Raw genomic sequence first — 23,863 nt, 5'->3', positions numbered from 1 at the left:
CCGTAGTTGCCGGTCTACTCCACTGACGGGTCCGCCACATACCCCGTAAACAACATCGTATTGGTCTCAATATGCCGGAGTACCACGACAAAGGGCTGGTCAAACCGGTAAAAGGGTGGGGCAGAGGTCGTGCCGAAGCCAATACTTGTGGCAGCAGCCCCTTCTGCTCCTTTCTCATCTACTTCAAGCACCGCTTTGTGCGCAATTTGTTTGATGAAGATATTCTGCCCGTTGGTCGCACTCCCCATGGGCTGAAAGTCCGCCAGTGCAGGAGAAAAGGCATCCTCCATGCCCAGGTTGCGGAGGGACCCGACGAGGTTGTTTCCGTATTCCAGCTTCAGTTTGGGGAACTGTACAATGGCCCTGCCGGGCTGAATGGCATCGTACAGCGCCAGCCAGCGTTCTTTGGTCAGTGAGGTAGGCCACTGCGCATCCGGCTGCTCCGGGTCGGGCATGATGAGGGTCAGGCTGTAGGTGGAATCCTTGAACGGGAGGTCCACCATATGCAGCCCATCCGCCTGAGCGGTGAGGAAGCTGGCATCTTGATTAACAAAGGGGACTTCTGTTGTGCCGCCCGCTGCCGTTTGGAAGGTACCGTCAAAGGTCAGCTCCTCCGGAAATCCGGCCAGCCAGTCTGCTTTGAAGTACAGGGCATTGATCAGAAAAGCCACATCCTCAGAAGTAATCTCCTCTACGATGGCAGGGATTTTACCCTTGGTCTTTTCCGATACCCAGTTGTTGATGGTTTGTTTGCTTTGCTCCTCCTGCCGGAAATCCAGGCTCTCGGAGGAAGCGGCATAAAATTCGCTTAACGGGTTCAGGAAGGCCTGCTCCACGTCAATACGCTCTGCATCGTAGAAATAGCTGTTGGCGACCGTCACTTCAGGGTGGTCAGCGGGGGTGGTGAGAAGGGTATTGAGCTGTTTGTGGGCCTGGTTCAGGCTTTCCACGCTGGTGTTACTGCCATCCATGAGGTCCAGCATTTGCTCCAGGGTGCTGCCCTGTGCCCCGTTTTGCGCCATGAAGAGCGCCGTTTGCACGCTGTAGGGCGAAATGAGGATGTTCTCCTGTGGCAAGGCTTGCTGCTCCTGATGGAAGAGGTCCCAGCCTAGGGTTTGATTCATGTCAGCGGCTTGTTCCATGTCGGCGGTGACAGGCAGGTAGGGGGCTGGTTCGTTGGATGCGGTATCGCATTGCCAGAAAATAAAGGCGGACAACAGGCTAAGAAAAATGGTCTTGTTCATGTTTGATGGATTTATTTTGGGGTTACAGACGAGAGTAGCCTAAAAACAGTTGGGTGCCGGATAAAGATTATGGATTTGACATTCGAAGTACCTTATCCGTATTTAGTTTTTCTAATTTTAGCACGAGACCAATCAAAACTCAATCGTGGAAATCAAGAAACCTACCAAAACCTACGATGCCGTCATCGTAGGCTCCGGTGCCGGCGGCGGCATGACGGCCAAGGTGCTGTCGGAGCAGGGGCTTTCTGTAGCCATTGTGGAAGCCGGGCCTTACTTTGACCCGGCCGACCCGGTCACCAAAACACAAATGCGCTGGCCCTACGAAAGCCCCCGCCGTGGCGCAAACACCCACCGCGCTTTTGGCGACTTTGACATGGCCTGGGGCGGATGGGAAATCGAGGGAGAACCCTATACTCAGGTGGAAGGGACCGACTTTCGCTGGTTCCGCTCCCGGATGCTGGGCGGGCGCACCAACCACTGGGGGCGTATTTCCCTGCGCTTTGGCCCCGACGATTTCCGCCGAAAAGATATTGACGGGCTGGGCGCCAACTGGCCCATTTCCTACGAGGATATCAAGCCTTACTACGATAAAGTCGATAAGCTGATCGGCGTATTCGGTACCAACGAAGGCTTGCCCAACGACCCCGATGGCTTCTTCCTGCCCCCGCCCAAACCACGCCTGCACGAGTGGTACTACATCAAAGGGGCACGGAAATCTGGCGTGACCGTCATCCCTTCCCGTATGTCGATGCTCACCAAGCGCATCAATAAAGAGCGCGGTTTGTGCTTTTACTGCGGGCAGTGCGGCCGATCCTGTATGGTATATGCCGACTTCAGCTCGGGCTCCTGCCTCATCTTCCCGGCCCAGAAAGCCGGCGGGCAGATTGACCTGTTTGTCAATTGTATGGCGCGTTCGGTGGAAACGGGCCCGGATGGCAAGGCCAAAGCCGTCAGCTACGTCAAGAAAGCCGACCGGCAGGAGTATCAAATCAAGGGCAAGGTCATTGTCCTGGCTGCCTCGGCTTGCTCTACCGCCCGTATTTTGCTCAACTCCAAAGAAGGGGGGCTGGGCAACGGCAGTGGGGTGATCGGGCGCTATCTTCACGACTCCACCGGCTCCAGTATGTACGGTTTCCTGCCAGCTTTGATGGACCGCGACCGGTACAACGAAGATGGAGTAGGGGGCCTACACGTGTATTCGCCCTGGTGGGAAGACAATAAAAAGCTAGATTTCCCGCGCGGCTACCACATCGAAGCCTGGGGCGGCCAAAGTATGCCCAAGTACGGGTACGGCTTCAATCAGGCCGAGGTACAACGGGCACTGGGCATTACCCCCGGTGGCTACGGTAAAAAGTATAAAGAGGAGCTCCGCCGCATCTACGGTGCTTTCGTCGGTATGTCCGGCCGGGGCGAATCGGTAGCGCAGTACGACAACTATTGTGAAATCGACCCCAACAAAGTCGATGAGTGGGGCATCCCGGTCCTGCGCTTTCATTACAAATGGACGGACTACGAACGACGTCAGGCCCGACACATGCAGGACACCTTTGAGGAAATCCTGACCAATATGGGCGCAAAAATCCTGTCTGGCAAAAAGACCGCAGCGAATGACTACGGGCTGAATAAGCCGGGCGAGATCATCCATGAGGTAGGTACTGCCCGTATGGGAGACGACCCGAAGACTTCCGTGACGAATGGCTACGGCCGATTGCATGAGGTGCCTAATCTCTTCATCACTGATGCTGCCACCTTCCCTTCCCAGGCCGACAAAAACCCGACCTGGACGATTATGGCACTCGCCTGGCGCACCAGCGACCACATCATTTCCGAACTCAAAAAAATGAATCTCTGATGGACCGCCGAGAAAGTATCAAAAGCTTACTGATTGGGGCTGCCGCTACGTCTGCCCTATTCACCGCTGCCGGCTGCGAAGCCGATACCACACCGGCGGGCAAAACGGCTGCTGAAAATCCATTTCCGTACGAGGGCACCCGGATCCCTGAAGAGCTGCGGCGCGATGCCAGGCTACATGCCAATGCCCCCTTTTTTAGCGAAAGCGAACGGAAAATACTGGACCATCTGGCTGACATCATCCTGCCTGCTGATGAACAGGGCCCGGCAGCAAGTGCCACCGGCGTTACCGATTTCATTGATTTCATGACGCTGGACTTTCCTGACTTTCAGCTGCCCCTGCGTGGCGGGCTGGCCTGGCTGAGCCGGGCGTCCCTGCAGCGGTTTGATCAGAACGATTTCATGGCGCTTACGGAGGAGCAACAAATGGCGATTATTGAGGAGATAGCCTATCTGCCCGAAGATCCTGCCGAAGTCCCGAAGCCGGAAGTCGCTTTTTTCGATCTGTTGCGGCGACTGGTCACGACCGGCTATTTTACCAGCAAGGAAGGCATCAAGGACCTGGGCTATAAAGGCAATGCCCCCAACCTCTGGGACGGCCCGCCCGAGGAAGTTTTGCGAAAGCATGGCATCACCGGAGAGGAGGAATGGCTGTCAAAGTGTATCGACCACGATACCCGCAACGAAATGGCAGAATGGGATGAAAATGGCAATCTGCTGACGTAGAATCTTGCTAGGCATGGGATAAGCCCGTACCTTATGTGGCGTAAAAATCCCAAAAATATGTGGCGCATTTTATTGCTGCTATTGAGCTTGTCTGCCCATGTTGGACTGTCTGCCCGTTCTTCCCTGGCCGACAGTCTGCTGGCTGTACTGGCCAATACAGAAGATGAAGCTGCACAACTGCCTGTACTGGGTGCTCTTTGCCGGCTGTACAGTGAGGAGGGGGCAGATAGTACGGTCTCTTATTGTCAGCGGGCCATTGAATTAGCCGGGGCATTAAAATTGCCTGGCCCTGAAGTAGAATCTACCATCATCATTGGTCGGTGGTACCATAAGAAAAGTCAATATCAGAAAGCTTTAGCGTATTATTATCGGGCAGTTGCCCTTGCAGAACGAGCCGGTCTTCTGGAACTCACTGGCAGTGTGTACAACAATCTGGCCCTTTCTCATCAACGCCTGTCGCAGCCAGACAGTGCTTACTTTTACTGGAATAAGGCGGAGGCTGCTTTTCAGGAAGCGGGCAGCCCGGCAGAACTTTGGAAAGCCTACCTTGGGTTTTTTCAGCTCTTCAGCGAAAAACAGGATACCGCTCAGGCCAACCGCTATGCCACTCTCGCGCATCAGCACGTGCAGAGAAGTACTCTTCGCTCGGACCGGGGGTATCTGCTCTTTCAGTTGCTGCAATACTATTTCCAGACCGGGCAGTTTGAGAAAATGGGGCAGTTTCAGCAGCTTTGGGATGACTACAAGCGGGAGCAAAAGCCGGATGAAGCTCTTATGCAGCAGCCAGCACACATTGCCCTTTACATGTTTGCTACGCAGGAAGAGGCCGCAGTGGAAGCCCAGTTGAAAAAAGCCATACAGTACTTTGAACAATCCGGTATTCCTTACCGTGCCGGCTGGTGCTACGAAGACCTGGCCAAGCTGTACTACAAGCAGGGTAATCGGCAGGCTGCCGAGCAGGCAATGCAGCAGGCGCTCGGTTATTACCGGGAAGCCCATGTGCCCTACCGCCGGGGCCGCGCCCTGAATAGGCTTTATCAGTGGAAGAAAGAACGCGGTGCAACAGCCGAAGCTCTGGCTTATCTCGAAGCTTACGAAGCCCTGGAAGACAGCCTGACCAGCGTCACCGTAGAGCAAAACCTAAACGCGCTGCGGGTCAAAGCCGAAACCGAAAAAAAGGAGCAGGCCCTGCAAATCAAGGATTTGGAACTGAAACAGAAAACCCAGGAGCGCAACGCTCTGCTCATTGCAGCACTGTTGCTCGCCATCCTGGCAGTGCTGATTTTCCTGGTTCTGCGGCAGCGGCTCCTTGCCAACCGGCGGATGGCCGAGCAGGAACAAGCCCTTCAGGAACAACGCATTTTGCAATTGGAACAGGAAAACCGCCTTTCTGCTATGCAGTCTGTGATTCAGGGGCAGGAACAGGAGCGTTCCCGGATCGCCAGCGACCTGCACGACAGCCTGGGCGGCATGATCACAGCTATACAGCGGCATGTATCTGAGCTTGCCCGGAGGGCCACGGCTCATGATGATGGCTTGGCGCAGCGTACGGTCTCCATTTCAGCCGATGCCAGTCAGGAGCTTCGGAGAATTGCGCAGAATCTTATGCCGCGTTCTCTTACCTTGCTGGGGTTGGAAGGCGCACTGGAAGACCTGGCTGCCCAATTGGACGCCGAGGGGCTCCTATGCCAATTCCAGGTGATCGGGCTGGAAGCGCGCCTGCCGGAGGAAGTTGCGGTGACCCTGTTCCGGATCGTGCAGGAGCTCACCAATAATATCGTTAAGCATGCACAGGCTAATCAGGTGCTGATACAGTTGTTGCAAAGGGATGGAACCCTTTTTCTTACGGTTGAGGACGATGGCCGGGGTTTTGATCTGGAGCAAGCCAGGGAAAAAGCTTCCCTGGGGATGAGCAGCATAGCCTCCCGGGTGGACTACCTGAAGGGCGATTTGGATATTGATACGGCCCCCGGACAAGGAACGAGCGTAAGTATTGCGCTACCGCTCTGATGCTTTTCTACTGGAATTCCGGTAGAAGCTTTCCTGCAGAAAACCATGAAGCAGGCCCGAAGTAATGTTCGGACATTTGGAAAAAACCAAATGCTATGCGACAGCGCCTGATTACCTTTGTTTTATTTCTGAATTTAATCCCCCTTTTTGCCCAGGAATGGGTGAGGCAGCACCCCTTTGAAGATCTTCGCGATGTCCTGGATATTGCCATGAGCCCCGGTGGCTTTGGCGTCATGGTCGGAGAAGATGGTTTGGCTATGGAAACCCAGGATTTTGGGGAGACCTGGGCTTACATTGGCGAAAACTTCATTGGAACACAGCGGGAAGCCGACTGCGTACCCAATGGCGATGGCACCTACACTACCTGGATTGCCGGCAATGACCTTTGGCGCTCTGCCGATGAAGGGCAGAGTTGGGAAAAGCTGCCCGATCCGGAAGGCGTTGGCAGTACCTTCTTCATGCATGTACTGCAGCCGGATGAGCTGTTTGTGGCCAATTATGTGACCCTGCTCAAAACCACAGATGGAGGCGGGAACTGGACCGACATCACCCCCGAAAATGTTGGCTTTATTTCCAATATCTTCTTCCTTAACAGCAACCACGGCTGGGTCGGCAACCGGGACGGGCAACTCTTCATCACGCAGGACGGCGGTCAAACCTGGGCGCAGGTGATGGTTGCCGAGGGGCTGGAAGAATATGTAGAGCCGCTCTTTGTTGACGAGCTCAATGGCTATGCCTCACTCCGGGAAGACTTTTACCAAACCTCAGATGGCGGTTTCACCTGGGAAAAAATCGCCGATAATGCCTTCGGCAACTACACGGATGATATGATGTTTACGGATGAAGCCGGACAGTCTATCGTTGCTACTTCTTTTGATGCAGGCATTTATCAGTCCACAGATGGTGGCCAGACCTGGTCGAGGGCATTAACCGGGAGCATCAATAATGGATTGTACGCCCTTCCGGACGGCCGGGCATGGATCGGTAGCGACTATCGCTCCGTTTACTATTCGCCGGAGCCGGGTGATTCCTACGAAAACCTGGTCCCGGGCCTCCGGGTGAGATTACAGGAAATCGCATTCTGGGATATTGACCATGGCTGGGCCGTTGGCGGAAGTTCGGTGCTAAAGACCACCGATGGAGGGGACAACTGGGAAGCGTTAAGCCTTCAGGGCTTTACTACTGAAAACAGCCTTCGGCAAATCCTGGTGATTTCCGAGCAGGAAGTTTGGCTTTCGGGCAGTCAGCATGTCTTGCGGACCACCGATGGCGGAGCAACCTGGGAAGAGCTCTTTGAAGTGCCGGAGAGTAGCCTGGATTATGGTTTGGAAAAGGTGGGGAGCAGCATCATGGTCGTTGCGAGAGAGGGCGCCATTTACCGCACTGAAGACGATGGTGCAACCTGGGCAGAGCTAACTGTGGATGGGGTAGAGCGCCTGCGCAGCTTCGACTTTCCTGACGAACAAACCGGCTATGCAGTGGGTAGTCAGAGTACCCTGATTAAAACAACAGATGGCGGCGCCAGCTGGGCTCAAGTCCCCGCTGATTTACCGGACGGCCTGAATATCCTGGAGGTTTCCTTTACCAGCCCGGATACGGGTTGGATTGTGAACCGGGATTTGTCAGACCACCTTTGGAAAACGGTAGATGGCGGGTTGACCTGGGCATCCAGCTCGGTTTCTCAAAATATCCGTTGGGCAGGGGTTGATTTTGTAAATGATACCTTGGGGTATCTCTACGGCGGTACTTCCATTGTTGGCAGGGTTTACCAAACGACAGATGCAGGGGAAAGCTGGTCCAGCCTGCACGATATTAGTCTGGAAATCACCGATGTTCACTTTGCCACGAATACATCAGTTAGCAGATTGTGGGTAGCTGGTGTAGCCGGTAATATTGAGCGGCTGGAAACAGAATTGCTCACCAACGCACCAGAAAGCTACCCGGCACAGCACCTGAACGTCGCCCCTAATCCAACCACCGGCACCCTGTTCTTACAGTTGCCCGATCAACTTAGCACCGATGCCCGGATTGAAGTCTACAGCGCTGCCGGACAACTGGTATCCCAGCAAACCGCCACCCCTCAGCTTTCCACTACCGGTTGGGCGCCCGGTTTGTACCTGCTGCGGTTGACCGATGGGCAGCGGCATTATCAAGCTAAAGTCATCAAAGCGCAGCCATAGCGGCATTGGTGTAAAAGGCTTACTTTAGCAAAGTAACCAAGCATAGCAACCATGATCCGGGTACTAATCGTAGATGACCATCAGTTGGTGGTAGACGGGCTGAAGCTCACCCTCGCGCAAGCCGCTGATTTGGAATGCGCAGGCACCGCCAATGACGGGAAAGAAGCCCTCAAGCTCCTGGAGCAGGTCGAAACCGATGTGGTACTACTGGACATCAATATGGAAGGTATGAACGGGCTGGAAACCTGCCGGGCGCTGCATCACCGGTTTCCAGCCCTTGCTGTTTTAGCTTTGTCTACCCTAAAGGAAGCCAGTATGGTCAAAGCCATGCTCCGCGAAGGCGCCGCCGGCTACCTGCTCAAAAGCGCCGATACCCCGGAACTCCTCAAAGCCATTCGTAAAGTTGGGTCCGGGCAGCGCTACTACAGCCCTGAGGTGGCAGAAGCGGTCATGGATAGCCTGAGCGCCGCACCTCCAAAGGAAGCCCACCCGGTCCTCCCGGTGCTGACCCGCCGCGAGCGGCAGGTCCTGCAGCTGATTATCCACGAATACACCACCGCCGAAATTGCCGAAAAGCTGTCCATCAAATTTGCTACGGTAGAGACGCACCGGCGCAACCTCCTGGTCAAACTGGGCGCACGCAATACCGCCGGGCTGGTGCGGATTGGGCTGGCGTATGGGTTGGTGGAGGGGTGAATTTGGTTTTTGAATAAGTAGGAGATTGCCTGAATCTGTGCCTAATGAAAAAGCCTGGTTAGAAAATATTCCCGGATTAGTAAATCTTTTTGAGGTAATATCGTTATCTTAAGGAGATTCAAAAGATGAGAAACGCATGAGTGCTGAGCAATTAAAAGAACGTTTACACCTTCGCATTGAACAGGCGGACGAGAAGCTTCTGGGGGTTTTGGCTGATATGGCAGAAAGGCTGTTTGAGGCTTATCAACCCCTGGCACTTGACCAAACTGATGTACGCCAGCAACAGGCAGACTATTCCAGGCACTTACGCCCTTTGTCCCGTGAAGCAATGACTGAGGAAATAGGCAAGGCGATGGAAGATTATGAGAATGGGCGATTCATTACGCTGGATGAATCCAGCAAAGAAGCGGGTTCATGGTAGGTAAAATATATCGTGTGGTATTTACGCGGTATGCCCAAAATCGCCGTCGGGAGGTTTATCATTTTGAAGAGCGCATCAACGGAAAGCGCTACGCAAAGAAAATACAGCAGCTCATTAGCGAAGCAACCGGGAAACTGGAAAGCTTCCTGAAATACACCCTCTCTACGAGTACCACGATAGTACTAAGGAGGTCAGGTATACCAAAGCATTTGAATACAAGATACTATATCATATACGAATCGAAACGGATGAAGTCGTCATACTGACCATCCGTAACGATGCAGAGTATCCGGATAGAATCGCGAAGGAGCTCTGATTTTGGGTATGTCAGGGAAAACCAGGGATATTTATCTCTTAACCTGATCCCATAAGAAGAATAGATGCTATCTTGAGAAAGGAAACCAACCCCGCAAACATGAGCACCTCCTCCTTCTTCGACCGCCTCAACAACTGGGCCCGCAATTCCGTCACCCTCAAGCTGCTGACCGTAGGCCTGCTGGTCCTGATATTGCTGATCCCCGCCAGCATGGTCAATTCGTTGATTATGGAGCGGGAAAGTATACGCGATAATGCGGTGGAAGAGGTGAGCGCTAAATGGGGCGGCCCGCAGACGGTAGCCGGCCCGGTGCTCTCCGTACCCTACGAGCGGGTGCTGACCAATTCGGAGGGGAAGCTTGTGACGGAGCGCGGCTATGCTCATTTTCTGCCAGACACGTTGGCAGTAGAAGGGGAGCTGCTGCCCCAAAAGCGCTACCGGGGTATTTATGTGGTAGTGCTGTACAATGCGCAGCTTGCTGTCCGCGGGCATTTTTCCGGGCTGCGGGCAGATGCGCTATCCGTGCCGGAAGAGAGTTTGCAGTGGGAAGAAGCCATTTTCACCATTGGCATCAGTGATATGAAGGGGGTGGAAGCGGCTATCGCGGTACAATTCAACGACACCACGCTGCAGCTCGGTCCGGGGACGATTACCAATGACATCTACAGTTCCGGGGCAAGTGTGCCTTTTCCTCTGCCTCGGGGGGCTGACAGCAATATCAGCTTCGCCTACGACCTCAACCTCAATGGCAGTACTGACCTGCACTTTACGCCTTTCGGCAAAACAACTACGGTACAGCTGTCTTCTACCTGGACGGCACCGAGCTTCGAAGGTGCCTTCCTGCCGGACGAACGGGTGGTGAGCGACAGTGGCTTCACTGCCGATTGGCAGGTGCTGCAGCTCAATCGCAACTATCCGCAGCAGGGGGTGGGGAGGTTTGTGCAGAGCAATGATCAGGATCCCACTTACTACGGCACTGACCCGGTCCGCCGCATGGCCAGTACCTTCGGGCTAAAGCTACTCCTGCCCATCGATGAGTACCAAAAGACGATGCGCTCCGCCAAGTACGCCATTTACTTCATCTTATTGACCTTCCTGACCTTTTTCTTCATCGAAATCCTCAACCGCAAGCGGCTGCACCCCATTCAGTACTTGCTTGTGGGAGCGGGTATTGTGTTGTTTTATATCCTGCTGTTGTCCTTCTCCGAGCACCTGAGTTTCGATACGGCCTACTGGATCGCCTGTGCCGCCATCTTACTGCTGATAACCGTTTACAGCTACTTTATGCTGCGCAACCGCAAGCTGACCGTCATGGTCTTTGGCATTCTGGCTATTCTATACGGCTTTTTCTACTCCATCCTGCAGTTGCAGGACTACGCCCTGCTAATGGGCAGCCTCGGACTGTTGCTCATCCTGGCCGTCATCATGTACCTGACGCGGAATGTGGATTGGTATGGGTTGAAGCGGGAGGAGTAAGAATGATGTTGAAATATCACTCTTTGGGCTGCTTTTGCCAAGTGTTGGTACATAGGGGGACCGTTGCATCCACCATATTTCTGTAAAAAACGGACTTTCTCCAGCACCGATCAAACGGGAAGCTATTCCATAGGGGGCGTCAATTGGCAGCCCTAAGCTCAGACCCCAAGGCGCAAACCGGATTGTCGAAACGGGTTTTATTTCCTTTGGTAAGTGTGACACCTACGGCGTCAATTAAATGATGAAAGCTGCTTTTTACTAATAGCCGACCCCTATCGGGGGTCGCACATCAGTAACCTTAAGCTTATACCTTGGAACCGACCCCAGCGGGTGTCGCACTTCACTGCCATCAGATATCGCTAGCCATCGGACCGAACAGTTTGACCTGATTAGGTATTGAATAGCAAACCAACCACCAACGCATGAAAAAGACGATCCTTCTCACCGGCAGTACTGACGGCATTGGGAAACTAGCCGCTATAAAGCTTGCTAAAGATGGACATGAAGTGTACCTGCACGGCAGAAACGCGGAAAAACTGAAAGTCGTTCTCTCGGAAGTCAAATCCCAGTGCGGCAATGAAAACATAGGGAGCTTTACCGCAGATTTCTCCGATTTGAACGCCGTTAAAAAAATGGCAGAGCAGGTTAAACGGGAAGTAAGGAAGCTCGATGTCCTCACCAATAACGCCGGTGTGTTTGAAAGTCCGGTAGCGGAGACCGACGATGACTTTGACATCCGCTTCGCCGTCAACTACTTTGCACCCTATCTGCTGACCAACGCCCTGCTGCCTCTGCTCAAAAAGGGAAAGGGGGCTCGTATCCTCAACGTAAGCTCTGCGGCTCAGGCCCCGGTTTCACTGAAAGCGCTTGAGGGGGATAATGACCTGTCTGCCCGCTCTGCCTACGGACAAAGTAAGCTCGCCTTGGCGATGTGGAATACCCACCTGTCAGAAACCGAGCCTCAACTAACAGCCATCGTCGTCAATCCAGGCTCTCTGCTCAACACCAAAATGGTGGAAGAGGCCTTTGGCTACCATCAATCTCCGGCCGAAAAAGGCGGCGATATTCTGTATGAGCTGGCAGTGGATGAACGATACGAGGGGGCTTCCGGTCAATACTTTGATAATGACGACGGCGCATTCGGGAAGCTCTACAGCGCTGCCAGGGATAGAGAGGCTATTGCTACCCTTATCCGGCACACAGAAGCGTTATTGACCTGATAAGAAACAGAAGAACTTGTGGAACACCCCCACTACTGCACCCCATTATCCAGCATATAATCCAATTGCAGCGCGGCACTGATCAGCGCAAGATGGGTGAAAGCCTGTGGGAAGTTGCCTACCTGTTCTCCGTTCAGGGCAATCATCTCTGAGAAAAGGCCGAGGTGATTGGCATAACCGAGCATCTTCTCGAAGTATAGCCTGGCCTTCGTAACCTGACCAGCCTTGGCCAGATTTTCAATATACCAGAAGGAGCAGAGTGAAAAAGTGCCTTCTTCACCCTCTAGTCCATCCTTAGCACCGGCGGTAGTGCGGTAGCGGTAGATGAGCGTATCGGCGGAAAGCTCCTCCTCGATCGCCTTGAGCGTGGATTGCCAGCGCTTCTCATAGGGGCTGAGCAGGCGCACAATGGGAATGAGCAGGGCAGAGGCATCTATGACATCCGAGCCCCGGGCTTGCGTGAAAGCCTGCTTGTCCTCATTCCAGAAGTTGTAGTAAATATCTTCGTAAATCTCATTGCGCACCTTCCGCCACTTTTCCTTGGGTGCCGGGAAGGACCGGTCGCGGGCAATGCGGATCCCCCGGTCCAGGGCCACCCAGCACATGAGCTTGGAATGGAGGAACTCCTGCTCGCCGCTGCGCACTTCCCAAATGCCGTGCCCTTCGCGTTGCCAGTTGTCGCTCACGTAGTCAATAATTTCCCGGAGCTCCTGCCAAAACTCAAAGGTGATGGAATTATCGTAGCGGTTGTAGAGGTATACGGTATCGATTAGCTCCCCGAAAATGTCGAGTTGGTACTGTGTGGCGGCGGCATTGCCTATGCGCACCGGTTGGCTGCCTCGGTAGCCTTCGAGATGGTCCAGGCTCTCCTCCTCCAGGCTGTCAGAACCATCCACCCGGTAGACCAGGCGCAGATTACCGGCATGGTCGAGCTCCTTGCATCGGTCAATAATCCAGTTGATGAAAGCCTGTGCTTCATCCCGGAACCCCAGGCGCAGGAAGGCGTACATGGAAAAGGCGGAGTCCCGCACCCAGGTATAGCGGTAATCCCAGTTGCGCTCCCCACCGATCTCCTCGGGCAGTCCAAAAGTGGCAGCGGCTACCGTTGAGCCATAGCGGTAGGAGGTGAGTAACTTGAGCGTGATGACCGACCGGCGGATGGTGCTCTGCCAGCGCCCCTTGTAGGTGGTCTGATTGACCCACTCTTCCCAAAAAGTCATGGTCTGCTGCAGCAGCTCTTCCTGGAAAAAGCGGACCGGCCGGGAGACAGCGTCCCGGTCTTCCACTGCCTCCATCACAAAAGTGGCCTGTTCGCCTTCCTGCAATTCGAAAGTGGTGTAAACGCCATCCTCCCGGGCTTCCATGGCGGTATTGCTGCGCAGGCGGACAGACAGTTTGCACACCGGATTTGACAATAGCACAGAGGTTTTCGATTCCTGCTCAATGGCCGGCGCCTCCCGCCCGTAATCGAAGCGGGGAGCGCACTTTAAATTAAAGGTCAGTTTGCCGCGGATGCACCGCAGAGTGCGGACTAAAGCACAGCCCTCCTCCTTGTTTTTTACCGGCATATAATCCGTCAGTTCCGCCATGCCCGTTTCGGACAGGAAGCGGGTGAGCAGTATGGCCGTATCTGGGAGGTAGAGCTGCTTGATGCGGATGTTATCATCTGCCGGGCAAATCTGGAAACTGCCGCCTTGTTCCTTATCGAGCAGTGCGGCAAAGAGGGTAGGGGAGTCAAAACGGGTAAAGGGTAAGTAGTCAATCGAGCCTTCTCTGGAAACGAGGGCTACGGTATGAAGGTTACCAATAACACCGTAGTCTGCAATGGGAAGGTAGGCTGGGTTGCGCTTTTGCTGTGTACTGTTCATACTTCACTAACGCATCCCAGCCCGATTTGCTCAAAATACATTCACTTCTTCAGGCACGGGCACTGCCGATAAGGCCTGTCCAAGATCCCGGATGAGGTCATCTGCATTTTCTACGCCCACCGATAAACGCACGAGCTGATCCCGTATGCCCATGGCTTCCCGTTCTTCTGCGGGGATACCGGCGTGAGTCATGCTTGCCGGGTGCTGTGCCAGGGATTCGGTGCTGCCCAGGCTCACGGCCAGCTTCACCAGCTTCAGGTGGTTGAGAAAGGCAAAGGCCTGTTGTTCCCCGCCCACGATATCGAAGGAAAGCATAGCGCCCGGTGCTTCGCATTGGGTTTGGTACAGGCGGTAGGCTTCCCCATCCGCTTCCGTGAGCAGCCCGAGGTAATTCACGTGTTCCACTTTCGGGTGGTGGCTGAGGAAATCGGCTACTTTTTGGGCATTGGCGCACTGCTGTTCCATTCTCACCTTGAGGGTTTCCAGGCTGCGCATCAGCAGCCAGCCGGTCCAGGGGCCGGCCATATTGCCAAGGAAGGTCCGCAGGGTTTTGATGGGCGTCATGACCTCCCGGCTGCCCAGGCAGGCACCGGCAATGACATCGCTATGCCCGCCGATGTACTTGGTGGCGGAGTAGAGTACTAAATCGGCACCATGCTTCAGCGGATGCTGCCAGAGCGGGCCCATGTAGGTGTTGTCTACGGCCACACGCACCGGGTGGTCTTCCGTTCCCAGCGTATCTGCAATCTGCCGCATGCCCCGGATGTCAATCTGGGTATGGGTGGGGTTGGCAGGCGTTTCAATGTGGATCATAGCCAGACGGTCTGCCCAGCCCTCTGCCCGGGCACGGCGGATGATCGCATCAGGCGTTTCGGTAGGTTGGAAACCTTGTATCTCTACGCCCCAGCGGGTGAGGACTTCGGTAATGAAGTGGGAAGTGCCCCCGTACAGCGGCTTACTGTACAGCAATACATCGCCTGGCTTGAGAAAGGCAAGCATCGCCGTGGAAATGGCAGACATACCGCTTTCGAATACGGCACATTCTTCGGCCTCATCCCACAGGCATAGCCGGTTTTCGAGAATCTCCAGGTCGGGATTATTGAGCCGGCTGTAGATGAGGCCCGGCGCTTCTCCCTGATCGGGCTCCCGAAGGCCATAGGCCAGCTCGAAATAAGCTTTGCCTTCCTCTGCGCTTTTAAACACAAAGGTAGACGTCTGGAAAATGGGGCATTTGATGGCGCCTTCCGACCACTCCGGTTTGTAACCATGGGACATCATAAGGCTTTCTGGCTTGAACTTCATAATTATTTGGTTTTAGTAAGGTGCTGCTATGGCACCCCAATTTGGTTAGGTTAAATTAATCTAAAGCACTGCGCCTGAAAACGCAACGACATTTGTCAGCAGGGGGCCCGGATATTGTACCTGAACGACAGGCATAACACTGTGAAGCCATTACCATACAAAAATAGGGCGGTCGAGAAAGAAAACCCATATGGAGGGAAACACCGGGAAAACAACACTTTTATTACCCCGTGTAAAAGAAAAAGCCTATTTTTAGGTCGAACAACATCCCTAACGATAGAAATTTTTTCGCCAATGAAAGCTTTAGATGCGATCGACCGCCGCATTTTGACGATGCTGCAGGACAACGGCAAGGCCACCAATAAGGAAATTGCCAGTGTGCTGGGAATGAGCATTACTCCTATATATGAGCGGATCAAAAAGATGGAGGACGCCGGCTACATCAAAAAGTACACCACCGTGGTGGACAAGGATTTGCTGGGGTACCACCTCATGGCATTTTGCAATGTGCGGCTCAAGGAACATACCAAGGAATACCTGGAACGCTTTGAGGAACAGATCGCTGAGCTGCCGGAAGTGTCAGAGTGCTACCACATTGCAGGCAACTTTGACTATCTGCTTAAAGTAACCGTGGTGGATATGGAAGTGTACCACTTTTTCATCACCACCAAACTGGCCACCCTTGACAATATTGGCCATGTACAAAGCTCTTTCGTCATGAAGGAAGTGAAATGGGAAATTAATGTGCCCATTGAATAGTGCCCTCCCAGCCTGATCATTGAATTTGACTGCTGGCATACGGTTGAGCCGGAGTGGTATGCTTACCTTCGTCTCCGCTTTTATTGCAAACGAACCGTATGAATACCAAACAGCAAGCCAGCTTGCTCCGTACTTTTCGCAGTCTCCACCGGTATACCGGAGCGCTGCTTTTCTTTTTCTTTTTCTGGATTGCCATCTCCGGTCTTTTTCTGGGCTGGAAAAAGCACAGCGGCGGGGCTATTTTACCCTCAACCCAGCGCGGTACCTCCCAAAGCCTTACAGAATGGATGCCTGTAAACGAACTCGCCAACCGGGCCATAGCTGCATTGGAAGCGGCAGACCCACAGGCAGGCACTACGATCGACCGCATGGACCTGCGGCCCGGCAAGGGTGTGGTCAAGGTACGCTTTGAAGGCCATCATACCGAAGTGCAGGTCGATGGAGCCACCGGCGAAGTCCTGCAAGTGGCCACCCGCCACTCCGACTGGCTGGAAGCCCTGCACGATGGTTCGATCATTGAAGGCCCGCTCGGCATCGGAGGCGGCTACTTCAAGCTCGTCTACACCACCATCATGGCCCTGGCGCTGCTGATCTTCACGATAACCGGCTTTTGGCTCTGGTACGGCCCCAAGCGTTTGCGGGCAGCCAAACGCCACCGAAAGCATCGGGATTAAATGCAATTGAAATAATACGCCCTCAAATTTTCGCACTTTCCCGAAAAAGCCTATCTTTGCATTCCGTTTTAAGAAGCTAAAGTAACGAGCGCAATGAAAAATGATCTTCATCCAGATAACTACCGCATGGTAGTGTTCAAAGATTTCTCTTCCGGTGATTCTTTCATCACACGGTCTTGTGTGGCTACAAAGGATACCATCACCTGGGAAGACGGCAACGAGTACCCACTGGCCAAGCTGGAGATTTCCGCTTACTCTCACCCATTCTTTACGGGTAAGATGAAGTTTGTGGATACCGCCGGTCGTATCGATAAGTTTAACAAGAAGTTCGCTAAGACGCGCTTCGCTAAGAAAAAAGAGGACGAAGAGCAGGAAGGCTAGACCTTTTGCTGCACTCGCCGCTCCCGCAGGGGTAGTTTTGCAAAATGTGCAAAGCTACCCCTTCGTTTGTTATTTCTGCCTTTAAATGGTGGAAAGCTTGGTCCGCCTCTATATATTTGCCGCATAACCCTAAGGGACGGAAACAAAATAAGCTAGGCTGTTTTGGCTTTTGCGTCCCGGTCAAACCGGGACGCAAAAGCCTAAAGAAAAACGGTCTAGCTTATTTCCGTCAAACTACTAAAGACCATTATGCCCAATATTATTCTCTTTGACAACGAAGTCCGTGACCGGCTCCTGCCGCTGACCTTCACCCGCCCGGTGGGAGAACTCCGGATGGGGATTCTGACCATTCGCGAAAAATGGGAACGCTGGATGGACGCCCCGGTTTCCTACATCACACAGGACTACCTGGCGGAGCGCTTCGAAATTGAGTACGGCAAAGACAATTACATCATCAATGGCTCGGTACTGCCTTCGCCTCAGCTGGTCCGCCTCATTAAGCAGATGGACTACAACGAGGCTTATCTCCGGGGGGAAGAGCTCATCGTGGCCAAACTGGATGAAGAGCAGATCAGCCGCCTCATCAGCGATGATGATATCAGCGAGCTCAACGGGTTTGATCTGGAGGGGACGGAGTACCTGAAGATCGATTACCTCTGGGATATCTACCGCCACAATCAGCAGGCCATCGCCGAAGACTTCGAGCTGCTTACCAAAGGGCGCAAGTCTGCCCCCCTGAGCGCGAGCAACCGGGTGGTCGGCGATCCGGCACAGATTTTCCTGGAGGAAGGCGCTAATGTAGAGTGTGCCACCCTGAACACGGTGGATGGCCCTATCTACTTCGGAAAGGACAGCCTGGTGATGGAAGGCTGTATGATCCGCGGTGGTTTCAGCCTGGGCGAGGGCGGCATTCTGAAAATGGGCGCCAAAGTATACCGGGGCACCACCCTTGGCCCTGGTTGCAAAGGAGGAGGGGAAATCAACAACGTGGTCATGCTGGCCAACAGCAACAAAAGCCATGAAGGCTACCTTGGCAATGCCGTCCTGGGCGAATGGTGCAACATCGGTGCCGATACCAATGCTTCCAACCTCAAGAACAACTACGATGAGGTGCGGGTGTGGAGCTATGAGGAAGAGCGCTTTGTGAAGACCGGGCAGCAGTTCTGCGGCTTGTTTATGGGCGACCACTCCAAAACGGGGATCTCCACCATGCTCAATACCGGTACGGTGATTGGGGTGTGTACCAATGTATTTGGTGAGGGCTTCCCACGTACGTTCATCCCTTCCTTTGCCTGGGGCGGCAAACAGGGTTTTCAGACCTACCGTTCCGACAAGGCTTTCGAGACGATGGACCGGGTGATGGAGCGCCGGGGGCATACCCTTTCCGTGCAGGAGCGCCTCATTTTGCTGCGGGTCTTTGAAGATACCCGTCAGTACCGCAAATGGGAAAAAGAAGACTGATGGAGGTCCCCCGCTGGAAACGATGGCTGTCTTACCTCACGGAGGTGCATGTGGAGAGTGCGCCCAGCGAGGTCAATCCGCATTTGTACGTGAGTATGCGCAACGGCCGGTACCAGTTGTCTACCGCTAACGCTATTTACTCCTACGAGGACTTGTACACCAACTTCCTGTATGCCTTCCGGCAAATCGACTTTGCCCGCCTGCCTGGCCGGGAAGTGCTGCTGCTGGGGCTTGGGCTGGGTTCGGTACCGGTGATGCTGGAGCGCGTTTTCAAGCAGGATTTCAGCTACCTGGCTGTTGAGCTGGACCCTCACGTCATTTACCTCGCCAACACCTATGCGTTGAGCGGGCTGTCCTCCCCGGTCACCACCATCTGCGCCGACGCCTTTGCCTACACGCAGCAACTGGACGAAACCTTCGCCCTCATCTGTATGGATATCTTTCTGGATGACGTCATCCCCGCTGCTTTCCTCACTGCCTCCTACCTGGAAACGCTCCGTGGCCTGCTGCAACCGGGTGGCGTGCTCCTTTACAACTGCCTCTACCGCAACCCGGATGATAAGCGGGATACGGAGGCCTTCTACACCAACATTTTCCAGGAGGTCTTCCCCAATGCCACTTCTCTGGACGTCCACGGGAACTGGATTTTGGTGAGTGATGGGGGCGTGGTGAGGTGAAAAGCTGTTTTTCCCTTGCTGGTACATCGGCGAGCGTTACCTGAGCAGCATTTTAGTCGTAGCTACAGACCTGATTATGAAGGGCGTATTTGTTTTTTCAGGTGCAATAAGTGAAAATCTGCCCTGTCTTTTTTCGGGAAAAGTGTCACAAAAAAGTTTCCAGAGCCTTCTTATCTTAAGGGTGGCAATGGGATAAGCGCTTATTCTGATCGCACATTTTATTAATATTGAGTTAAAATCTGCCGAAAGATATTTTCATCTGCCCATAATAATCGTACACTAATGAAAGAGCAGTTATACTTTCTCAATATGATTCTGTTTTCATTTCTTATAAGCTGTTGCAATGATGATGATATGATGATAAAAGAACCTGATGGCATGGTGGTTGATTGTAGCGAAATGGATTGCTCGACTCAGGAGGATTTTTATGGTGTTGGTGTGATGAATGGGGAATGTTGGGAGTCAGATTTTAATCACCTAGAAATTTTTGATAGCTCTTGGAAGTTAATGATAACGCTTGGAAAAGAAGAATCAAACGGTATAGATGGTCGGTTGTTTTTTATAATTAATGAACTTACCAGTTTAAGCGATACGATTTGGCTAGGATTTTCATACAGTAATGTTTCAACACCTAACCTCATTGCAAGCGTGGGATACACCTATTTAGAAGACCATTCCATAGTTGGAGACTTTGATTTTTCTCCCGATGATGAACTGACTTATAATGACTTTTTAATCATTGATTATTTTAATCAAGACACTAGTATCGTAGAGGGGCATTTTCAAGTTCGCTTCCCGCAAAGGAGTGTTAATCATTTCGTTAATGCACCCGATAGTATGAATATCCAATGCGGACGTTTTAGGGTAAGTGAATATTGAGTATTAATAATTGTGGCTAACAAGGGCTACTCATCGAAATTTTGGGGGCAACATTCCTGATCACCGTTATTTCGAGTACACCTCACACCTGTCGCTCGCCTACTGGTACAAAAGGTATAGGGTAGAGCTGTCCTACATTCATGGCCTGGGGCTGAGGAACAGAGAGCGGGAAATGCTCCGCCCGATCAATGAGCTTAATCTCACGCTGATCGTTCAGTTCAAGGCGCCGTGGTCTGGTAAAGGGCGCAGGGGCATGGAGCTTCGGTTTTGAAAATAAAGCCATGAAACACTACTTCAAACCTAGCTTCACTGCCTACCTTACTCCTACTGCCTAGTATCGCTGCCCTGCACAGGCAGACCTACTTCAGGGGGATGCCCCTTGCTTGTTCGGCTAAATCATTTACCCTAAATACCTAACTGGCCTTCCGCCTACGGAAGGCCAGTTAGGTAGATGGAAGGACCGGTATCTACTTAATAAATGCTCTAAAGTTTTCTCTGTTAATCAGGAACCCTTCGGCATCATAAGCTTTAGTGAAAGTACTTGATATCTTAACCTTCTTGTTTGGGTTCCATTTAAATTCGTAGGCTTTCAAATTCAGCCCTCTTTGCTCAACGTAATCAATTTCCTGCTGCTGGTTTGTTCTCCAAAAAAAAGATTTTGCAAGGGTGAATTTATATTTATTCATTTTTATTCGCTCTGAGATAAGAAAGTTCTCCCAAAGTTGTCCGACATCTGATCTTAATGCCAGGTGGTCCATGGCACCAATTACAGCATTCCGAATGCCATTATCATAAAAATAGATTTTCCTTCCTTTTTTGATTTCATTTCTAACGTTTCGGTTAAAACTTGGTAGCCTAAACACGACATACCCTTGTTCCAATATCGTTATGTACTTCTCGATTGTGTTCCGGTCCACACCCACTAACTGGCTCAACTCATTGTAATTGACTTCACTTCCGATTTGTAAAGCCAATGCCTGAATCAGCTTATCCAATACCTGAGGTTTTCTTATTCCAGCGTAAGACAAAACATCTTTATATAAATAACTGCTAACCAGATTTCCCAAAATTTCCGGCTCTTCATTAGGATTGTTGATTACATCTGGGTACATGCCGTATACCAATCTTCTTTCTAATTGCTGGTCGGCTTCAATAAACCCTACATGATGCTCAAATTCTTCCCAGCTTATTGGAAATAGTTTGTATTCCCATTTCCTCCCGGTAAGTGGTTCATTGAGCTCATTGAACAGTGAAAAGGAAGAGGAGCCGCTAATCCATAATTGAACATCCTTTAGCTGATCAATTATTATTTTCATTGTTAGGCCTATATTGTTGATCCGCTGTGCTTCATCAATAAATACGACCTTGTGATCGCCTATAAAGGCACGTATTTGATCCGTATTTGGGGTGTCCAATAATGTTCTGATACGTGGGTCGTCACCATCAAAAAATTGATATCGCTCGTTCCTGAGCAATTTTTTGATCAATGTCGTTTTACCAACCTGCCGGGGCCCAATTATAATAATCGCCTTTCCTCTACCGGCTTTTCCGCTTATTCGTTCTGTAAGTATTCGTTCAATCATACTATAAATATAGTGAAATATGAATAGAATCTTAAAATAGTATGCTATTTTATGATTTATGATTTAGAATTTGAGGCACGATGGTATGAGGGGAATCTCTGGCGTCTAATACAGAAACTGGATTTTGGTAATTAACGGGGGCAGCAGCAGACTTCATTTCATTGCCCCTACTGCCTTAGGCAACTGCAACAAAAACGGCAGGCTTCATAGTAAGTGGTGTCGGTTATCCTCATTGCTATATGCTATACCCCTTCAAAATAGCGGTAAATCCGCTGCCTTCAAAGTTTCAGAAGGGAAGAAATAAAAACCGGGCTGTTGCGCCAAATAGCAACAGCCCGGTCCCTCAAGATGCGGATCGCTACCTAGCGCACACCATGCATCAGGCGCTTGAGCAATGGATTGAGCGCCATTACCAGCAGCCCGGAGGCAATAGGGACTATGGTGAAGATCAGGAAAAACGTACTCAAAGAGTACTGCGAGACGATCGCGTCAATCTTGCCGCCCATAAAGTGTGCCAGCTTATTGCCAATGGCAATGGCCAGGTACCAGATGCCAAACATAAAGGCAATCATGCGGCCAGGCACCAGCTTGCTGAGGTAGGAAAGCCCTACCGGTGACAGGCAGAGCTCACCCAACGTATGGAACAGATAAGCCAGAATCAGCCAGATCATACTTACGGCGGCGGTCTCTGCTCCCTGAGGGATAGAAAGGGAACCGAACACCAGGAAACCAAAGCCCACGCCCAGCAGGGACAGCCCGATTCCGTACTTCACCGCCGCAGAAGGGTTGTACTTGCTTTCCCACCAGCGGGAGAACAAAGGCGCAAACATGATGATGAACAGGGAATTCAGAATGGCAAACCAGGTGGCGGGTACCTCTGTTCCTGTATTGGAAAACTCCCGCATTAGTTTGTAAATCACGATCCCCCAGATAATCACAAAGCTCAGCCCCAGGATAATATTGGAAAGCGTGATTTTCTTGTAGGTCATCCGGAAAAGGCTGTAAAGCACCCAGGTGATGATCGCCAGTGGTATGATGGTGATGATGGTGTCCACGACTTTGAAAATCATGGCCGTATTGCCAGCCAGGGCACGGCTCGTATAGTCTTTGGCAAAGATGGCCATAGAACCAGCCGCTTGCTCAAAAGAAGCCCAGAAGAATACGGTGAAGAACGCAAAAATGGCTACCGCGATCATTTTATCACGTACCAAAGGCGTGTAACGGGTCAGACGGGAAATAAGCAATACAAGGAAGGCAACCAGGGCCGTTAGTATCACGGAATTGGCCACAGTGCCTTCCGCTCCGCCCGGCAATATCGGTATTTCCCCGATCTTGGACAGGGGATCATTGAAAATCCAGATTACCGAGAGCACCACAAAAGCGCCGATCAGAATTTTGTCCAGCAGGGTGAAAGGGTTGAGCTTGTCGCCCTCCGGTATCTCGAGCTCTTCATCAGTAGTGGATTCCGGCTTGTCGCCAATGCCATCAAATATGGGCTTGGCGAAGTAGAACTGAAGCATGCCCAGGAACATGAAAATACCCGCCAGGCCAAAGCCAAAGCTCCAGGCTACTTTCTCACCCAGGTACCCGCAAAGCATTATGCCCAGAAAGGCGCCGGCATTCACACCCATGTAGAAAATGGTATAGGCGCCGTCCTTTTTCTCCGGGAAGTTTTCATACATCTTGGAGATGATGGAGGTCATATTGGGCTTGAAGAAGCCGTTGCCAAAGATCAAAAATCCAATACCAATGTAGAGGAAGAGCGGGGTCTCCACCGCCATAGAGGCGTGGCCCAGGGTCATCAGCAATGCCCCGATAACCACCGCTGAACGATAGCCGATCATTCTATCAGCAATGTATCCGCCCATAATAGGCGTGAGGTAAACCATAAGGGCATATGTGCCCAAAAGGGACAGCGCGTCTTCCCGTTCCCATCCCCAGCCGGGGTTCTCTACATCAATAGCGCCAATGAGGAAAATGACGAGCAGGGCCCGCATACCGTAGTAGGAAAAGCGTTCCCACATCTCCGTGAAAAACAAAACGAATAGCCCCGAAGGGTGCCCGAGCACAGTTCCGTGTTTGGTCAGGCTGTTCAATGATCCGTTCGACATAAGTGTTTTGCTGTTTTTTGTTGGCCCC

20 protein-coding genes are annotated in these 23,863 nt (G+C 52.2%); 15 read left to right on the top strand and 5 right to left on the bottom strand.

What is annotated here, in order from left to right; all coding sequences use genetic code 11:
• Positions 1–14 precede the first annotated feature (14 nt).
• Entirely contained in the window at positions 15–1,244 is a 1,230-nt protein-coding gene (locus MRY86_RS22285) for a serpin family protein (protein ID WP_293562870.1), read from the bottom strand.
• Between the two features lie 145 nt (positions 1,245–1,389).
• Between MRY86_RS22285 and MRY86_RS22280 the strand changes: the two genes are divergently transcribed.
• From MRY86_RS22280 to MRY86_RS22245, 8 genes are all read left to right on the top strand, one after another.
• Positions 1,390–3,096, top strand: a complete 1,707-nt coding sequence (locus tag MRY86_RS22280; protein WP_293562872.1) for a GMC family oxidoreductase — start codon at positions 1,390–1,392, stop codon at positions 3,094–3,096.
• On the top strand, positions 3,096–3,821 hold the full coding sequence (locus MRY86_RS22275) for a gluconate 2-dehydrogenase subunit 3 family protein (RefSeq protein ID WP_293562874.1): 726 nt from the start codon (positions 3,096–3,098) through the stop codon (positions 3,819–3,821). The genes MRY86_RS22280 and MRY86_RS22275 overlap by 1 nt, the downstream gene beginning before the upstream one ends.
• A 57-nt stretch (positions 3,822–3,878) precedes the next feature.
• Positions 3,879–5,831 carry a sensor histidine kinase gene (locus MRY86_RS22270; RefSeq protein WP_293562876.1) on the top strand — a complete coding sequence of 651 codons (1,953 nt, stop codon included), beginning with the start codon at positions 3,879–3,881 and terminating at the stop codon, positions 5,829–5,831.
• A gap of 95 nt (positions 5,832–5,926) precedes the next feature.
• Positions 5,927–8,011, top strand: a complete 2,085-nt coding sequence (locus MRY86_RS22265; protein ID WP_293562878.1) for a YCF48-related protein — start codon at positions 5,927–5,929, stop codon at positions 8,009–8,011.
• A 51-nt stretch (positions 8,012–8,062) separates the two neighbouring features.
• Positions 8,063–8,707 carry a response regulator transcription factor gene (locus MRY86_RS22260; RefSeq protein ID WP_293562879.1) on the top strand — a complete coding sequence of 215 codons (645 nt, stop codon included), beginning with the start codon at positions 8,063–8,065 and terminating at the stop codon, positions 8,705–8,707.
• Positions 8,708–8,843: 136 nt separating this feature from the next.
• Positions 8,844–9,128 carry a hypothetical protein gene (locus tag MRY86_RS22255; protein ID WP_293562880.1) on the top strand — a complete coding sequence of 95 codons (285 nt, stop codon included), beginning with the start codon at positions 8,844–8,846 and terminating at the stop codon, positions 9,126–9,128.
• A 415-nt stretch (positions 9,129–9,543) separates the two neighbouring features.
• Positions 9,544–10,920 (top strand): cell envelope integrity protein CreD, encoded by a 1,377-nt coding sequence (gene creD / locus MRY86_RS22250; protein WP_293562881.1) that lies wholly within the window; start codon positions 9,544–9,546, stop codon positions 10,918–10,920.
• A 422-nt stretch (positions 10,921–11,342) separates the two neighbouring features.
• Positions 11,343–12,140 (top strand): SDR family NAD(P)-dependent oxidoreductase, encoded by a 798-nt coding sequence (locus MRY86_RS22245; RefSeq protein ID WP_293562882.1) that lies wholly within the window; start codon positions 11,343–11,345, stop codon positions 12,138–12,140.
• Positions 12,141–12,172: 32 nt separating this feature from the next.
• Here MRY86_RS22245 and MRY86_RS22240 read toward each other — a convergent pair whose 3' ends face one another.
• Positions 12,173–14,008, bottom strand: a complete 1,836-nt coding sequence (locus MRY86_RS22240) for a glycoside hydrolase family 15 protein (protein WP_293562883.1) — start codon at positions 14,006–14,008, stop codon at positions 12,173–12,175.
• Between the two features lie 30 nt (positions 14,009–14,038).
• Positions 14,039–15,310 carry a cystathionine gamma-synthase family protein gene (locus MRY86_RS22235; RefSeq protein ID WP_293562885.1) on the bottom strand — a complete coding sequence of 424 codons (1,272 nt, stop codon included), beginning with the start codon at positions 15,308–15,310 and terminating at the stop codon, positions 14,039–14,041.
• A gap of 294 nt (positions 15,311–15,604) precedes the next feature.
• Between MRY86_RS22235 and MRY86_RS22230 the strand changes: the two genes are divergently transcribed.
• The 7 genes from MRY86_RS22230 to MRY86_RS22200 all read left to right on the top strand — a co-directional run bounded on the left by MRY86_RS22230 (position 15,605) and on the right by MRY86_RS22200 (position 20,412).
• The gene (locus MRY86_RS22230; protein WP_293562887.1) at positions 15,605–16,069 is read left to right on the top strand and encodes an Lrp/AsnC family transcriptional regulator; all 465 of its coding nucleotides are present in this window, start codon (positions 15,605–15,607) and stop codon (positions 16,067–16,069) included.
• 98 nt (positions 16,070–16,167) lie between these two features.
• Positions 16,168–16,743, top strand: a complete 576-nt coding sequence (locus tag MRY86_RS22225; protein ID WP_293562889.1) for a PepSY-associated TM helix domain-containing protein — start codon at positions 16,168–16,170, stop codon at positions 16,741–16,743.
• Between the two features lie 93 nt (positions 16,744–16,836).
• Positions 16,837–17,124: a type B 50S ribosomal protein L31 gene (locus MRY86_RS22220; protein WP_293562891.1), complete on the top strand. Its 288-nt coding sequence runs from the start codon at positions 16,837–16,839 to the stop codon at positions 17,122–17,124.
• Between the two features lie 249 nt (positions 17,125–17,373).
• Positions 17,374–18,585, top strand: a complete 1,212-nt coding sequence (locus tag MRY86_RS22215) for a GlmU family protein (RefSeq protein ID WP_282776499.1) — start codon at positions 17,374–17,376, stop codon at positions 18,583–18,585.
• Positions 18,567–19,262, top strand: a complete 696-nt coding sequence (locus MRY86_RS22210) for a hypothetical protein (protein WP_293562895.1) — start codon at positions 18,567–18,569, stop codon at positions 19,260–19,262. The genes MRY86_RS22215 and MRY86_RS22210 overlap by 19 nt, the downstream gene beginning before the upstream one ends.
• Positions 19,263–19,544: 282 nt before the next feature.
• A complete protein-coding gene (locus MRY86_RS22205; RefSeq protein WP_293562896.1) occupies positions 19,545–20,141 on the top strand; it encodes a hypothetical protein in 597 nt (198 codons plus the stop codon).
• 10 nt (positions 20,142–20,151) lie between these two features.
• Positions 20,152–20,412 (top strand): hypothetical protein, encoded by a 261-nt coding sequence (locus MRY86_RS22200; RefSeq protein ID WP_293562897.1) that lies wholly within the window; start codon positions 20,152–20,154, stop codon positions 20,410–20,412.
• A gap of 196 nt (positions 20,413–20,608) precedes the next feature.
• Here MRY86_RS22200 and MRY86_RS22195 read toward each other — a convergent pair whose 3' ends face one another.
• Positions 20,609–21,724 (bottom strand): ATP-binding protein, encoded by a 1,116-nt coding sequence (locus tag MRY86_RS22195; protein ID WP_293562898.1) that lies wholly within the window; start codon positions 21,722–21,724, stop codon positions 20,609–20,611.
• A 362-nt stretch (positions 21,725–22,086) separates the two neighbouring features.
• A complete protein-coding gene (locus MRY86_RS22190) occupies positions 22,087–23,835 on the bottom strand; it encodes a peptide MFS transporter (RefSeq protein WP_293562899.1) in 1,749 nt (582 codons plus the stop codon).
• Between the last annotated feature and the right edge of the window lie 28 nt (positions 23,836–23,863).

Source organism: Phaeodactylibacter sp., from assembly GCF_022763345.1.
GTDB lineage: Bacteria > Bacteroidota > Bacteroidia > Chitinophagales > Saprospiraceae > Phaeodactylibacter.
The sequence above is the reverse complement of the archived record's forward strand: the minus strand, read 5'-3'. Positions and strand labels throughout refer to the sequence as shown.

Bases quoted from the DNA above. Each gene is read 5' to 3' on its own strand.
- MRY86_RS22285 (WP_293562870.1), bottom strand. From the start codon at position 1,244: ATGAACAAGACCATTTTTCTTAGCCTGTTGTCCGCCTTTATTTTCTGG.
- MRY86_RS22275 (WP_293562874.1), top strand. From the start codon at position 3,096: ATGGACCGCCGAGAAAGTATCAAAAGCTTACTGATTGGGGCTGCCGCT.
- MRY86_RS22270 (WP_293562876.1), top strand. From the start codon at position 3,879: ATGTGGCGCATTTTATTGCTGCTATTGAGCTTGTCTGCCCATGTTGGA.
- MRY86_RS22265 (WP_293562878.1), top strand. From the start codon at position 5,927: ATGCGACAGCGCCTGATTACCTTTGTTTTATTTCTGAATTTAATCCCC.
- MRY86_RS22260 (WP_293562879.1), top strand. From the start codon at position 8,063: ATGATCCGGGTACTAATCGTAGATGACCATCAGTTGGTGGTAGACGGG.
- MRY86_RS22255 (WP_293562880.1), top strand. From the start codon at position 8,844: ATGAGTGCTGAGCAATTAAAAGAACGTTTACACCTTCGCATTGAACAG.
- creD (WP_293562881.1), top strand. From the start codon at position 9,544: ATGAGCACCTCCTCCTTCTTCGACCGCCTCAACAACTGGGCCCGCAAT.
- MRY86_RS22245 (WP_293562882.1), top strand. From the start codon at position 11,343: ATGAAAAAGACGATCCTTCTCACCGGCAGTACTGACGGCATTGGGAAA.
- MRY86_RS22240 (WP_293562883.1), bottom strand. From the start codon at position 14,008: ATGAACAGTACACAGCAAAAGCGCAACCCAGCCTACCTTCCCATTGCA.
- MRY86_RS22235 (WP_293562885.1), bottom strand. From the start codon at position 15,310: ATGAAGTTCAAGCCAGAAAGCCTTATGATGTCCCATGGTTACAAACCG.
- MRY86_RS22230 (WP_293562887.1), top strand. From the start codon at position 15,605: ATGAAAGCTTTAGATGCGATCGACCGCCGCATTTTGACGATGCTGCAG.
- MRY86_RS22225 (WP_293562889.1), top strand. From the start codon at position 16,168: ATGAATACCAAACAGCAAGCCAGCTTGCTCCGTACTTTTCGCAGTCTC.
- MRY86_RS22220 (WP_293562891.1), top strand. From the start codon at position 16,837: ATGAAAAATGATCTTCATCCAGATAACTACCGCATGGTAGTGTTCAAA.
- MRY86_RS22215 (WP_282776499.1), top strand. From the start codon at position 17,374: ATGCCCAATATTATTCTCTTTGACAACGAAGTCCGTGACCGGCTCCTG.
- MRY86_RS22210 (WP_293562895.1), top strand. From the start codon at position 18,567: ATGGGAAAAAGAAGACTGATGGAGGTCCCCCGCTGGAAACGATGGCTG.
- MRY86_RS22205 (WP_293562896.1), top strand. From the start codon at position 19,545: ATGAAAGAGCAGTTATACTTTCTCAATATGATTCTGTTTTCATTTCTT.
- MRY86_RS22195 (WP_293562898.1), bottom strand. From the start codon at position 21,724: ATGATTGAACGAATACTTACAGAACGAATAAGCGGAAAAGCCGGTAGA.
- MRY86_RS22190 (WP_293562899.1), bottom strand. From the start codon at position 23,835: ATGTCGAACGGATCATTGAACAGCCTGACCAAACACGGAACTGTGCTC.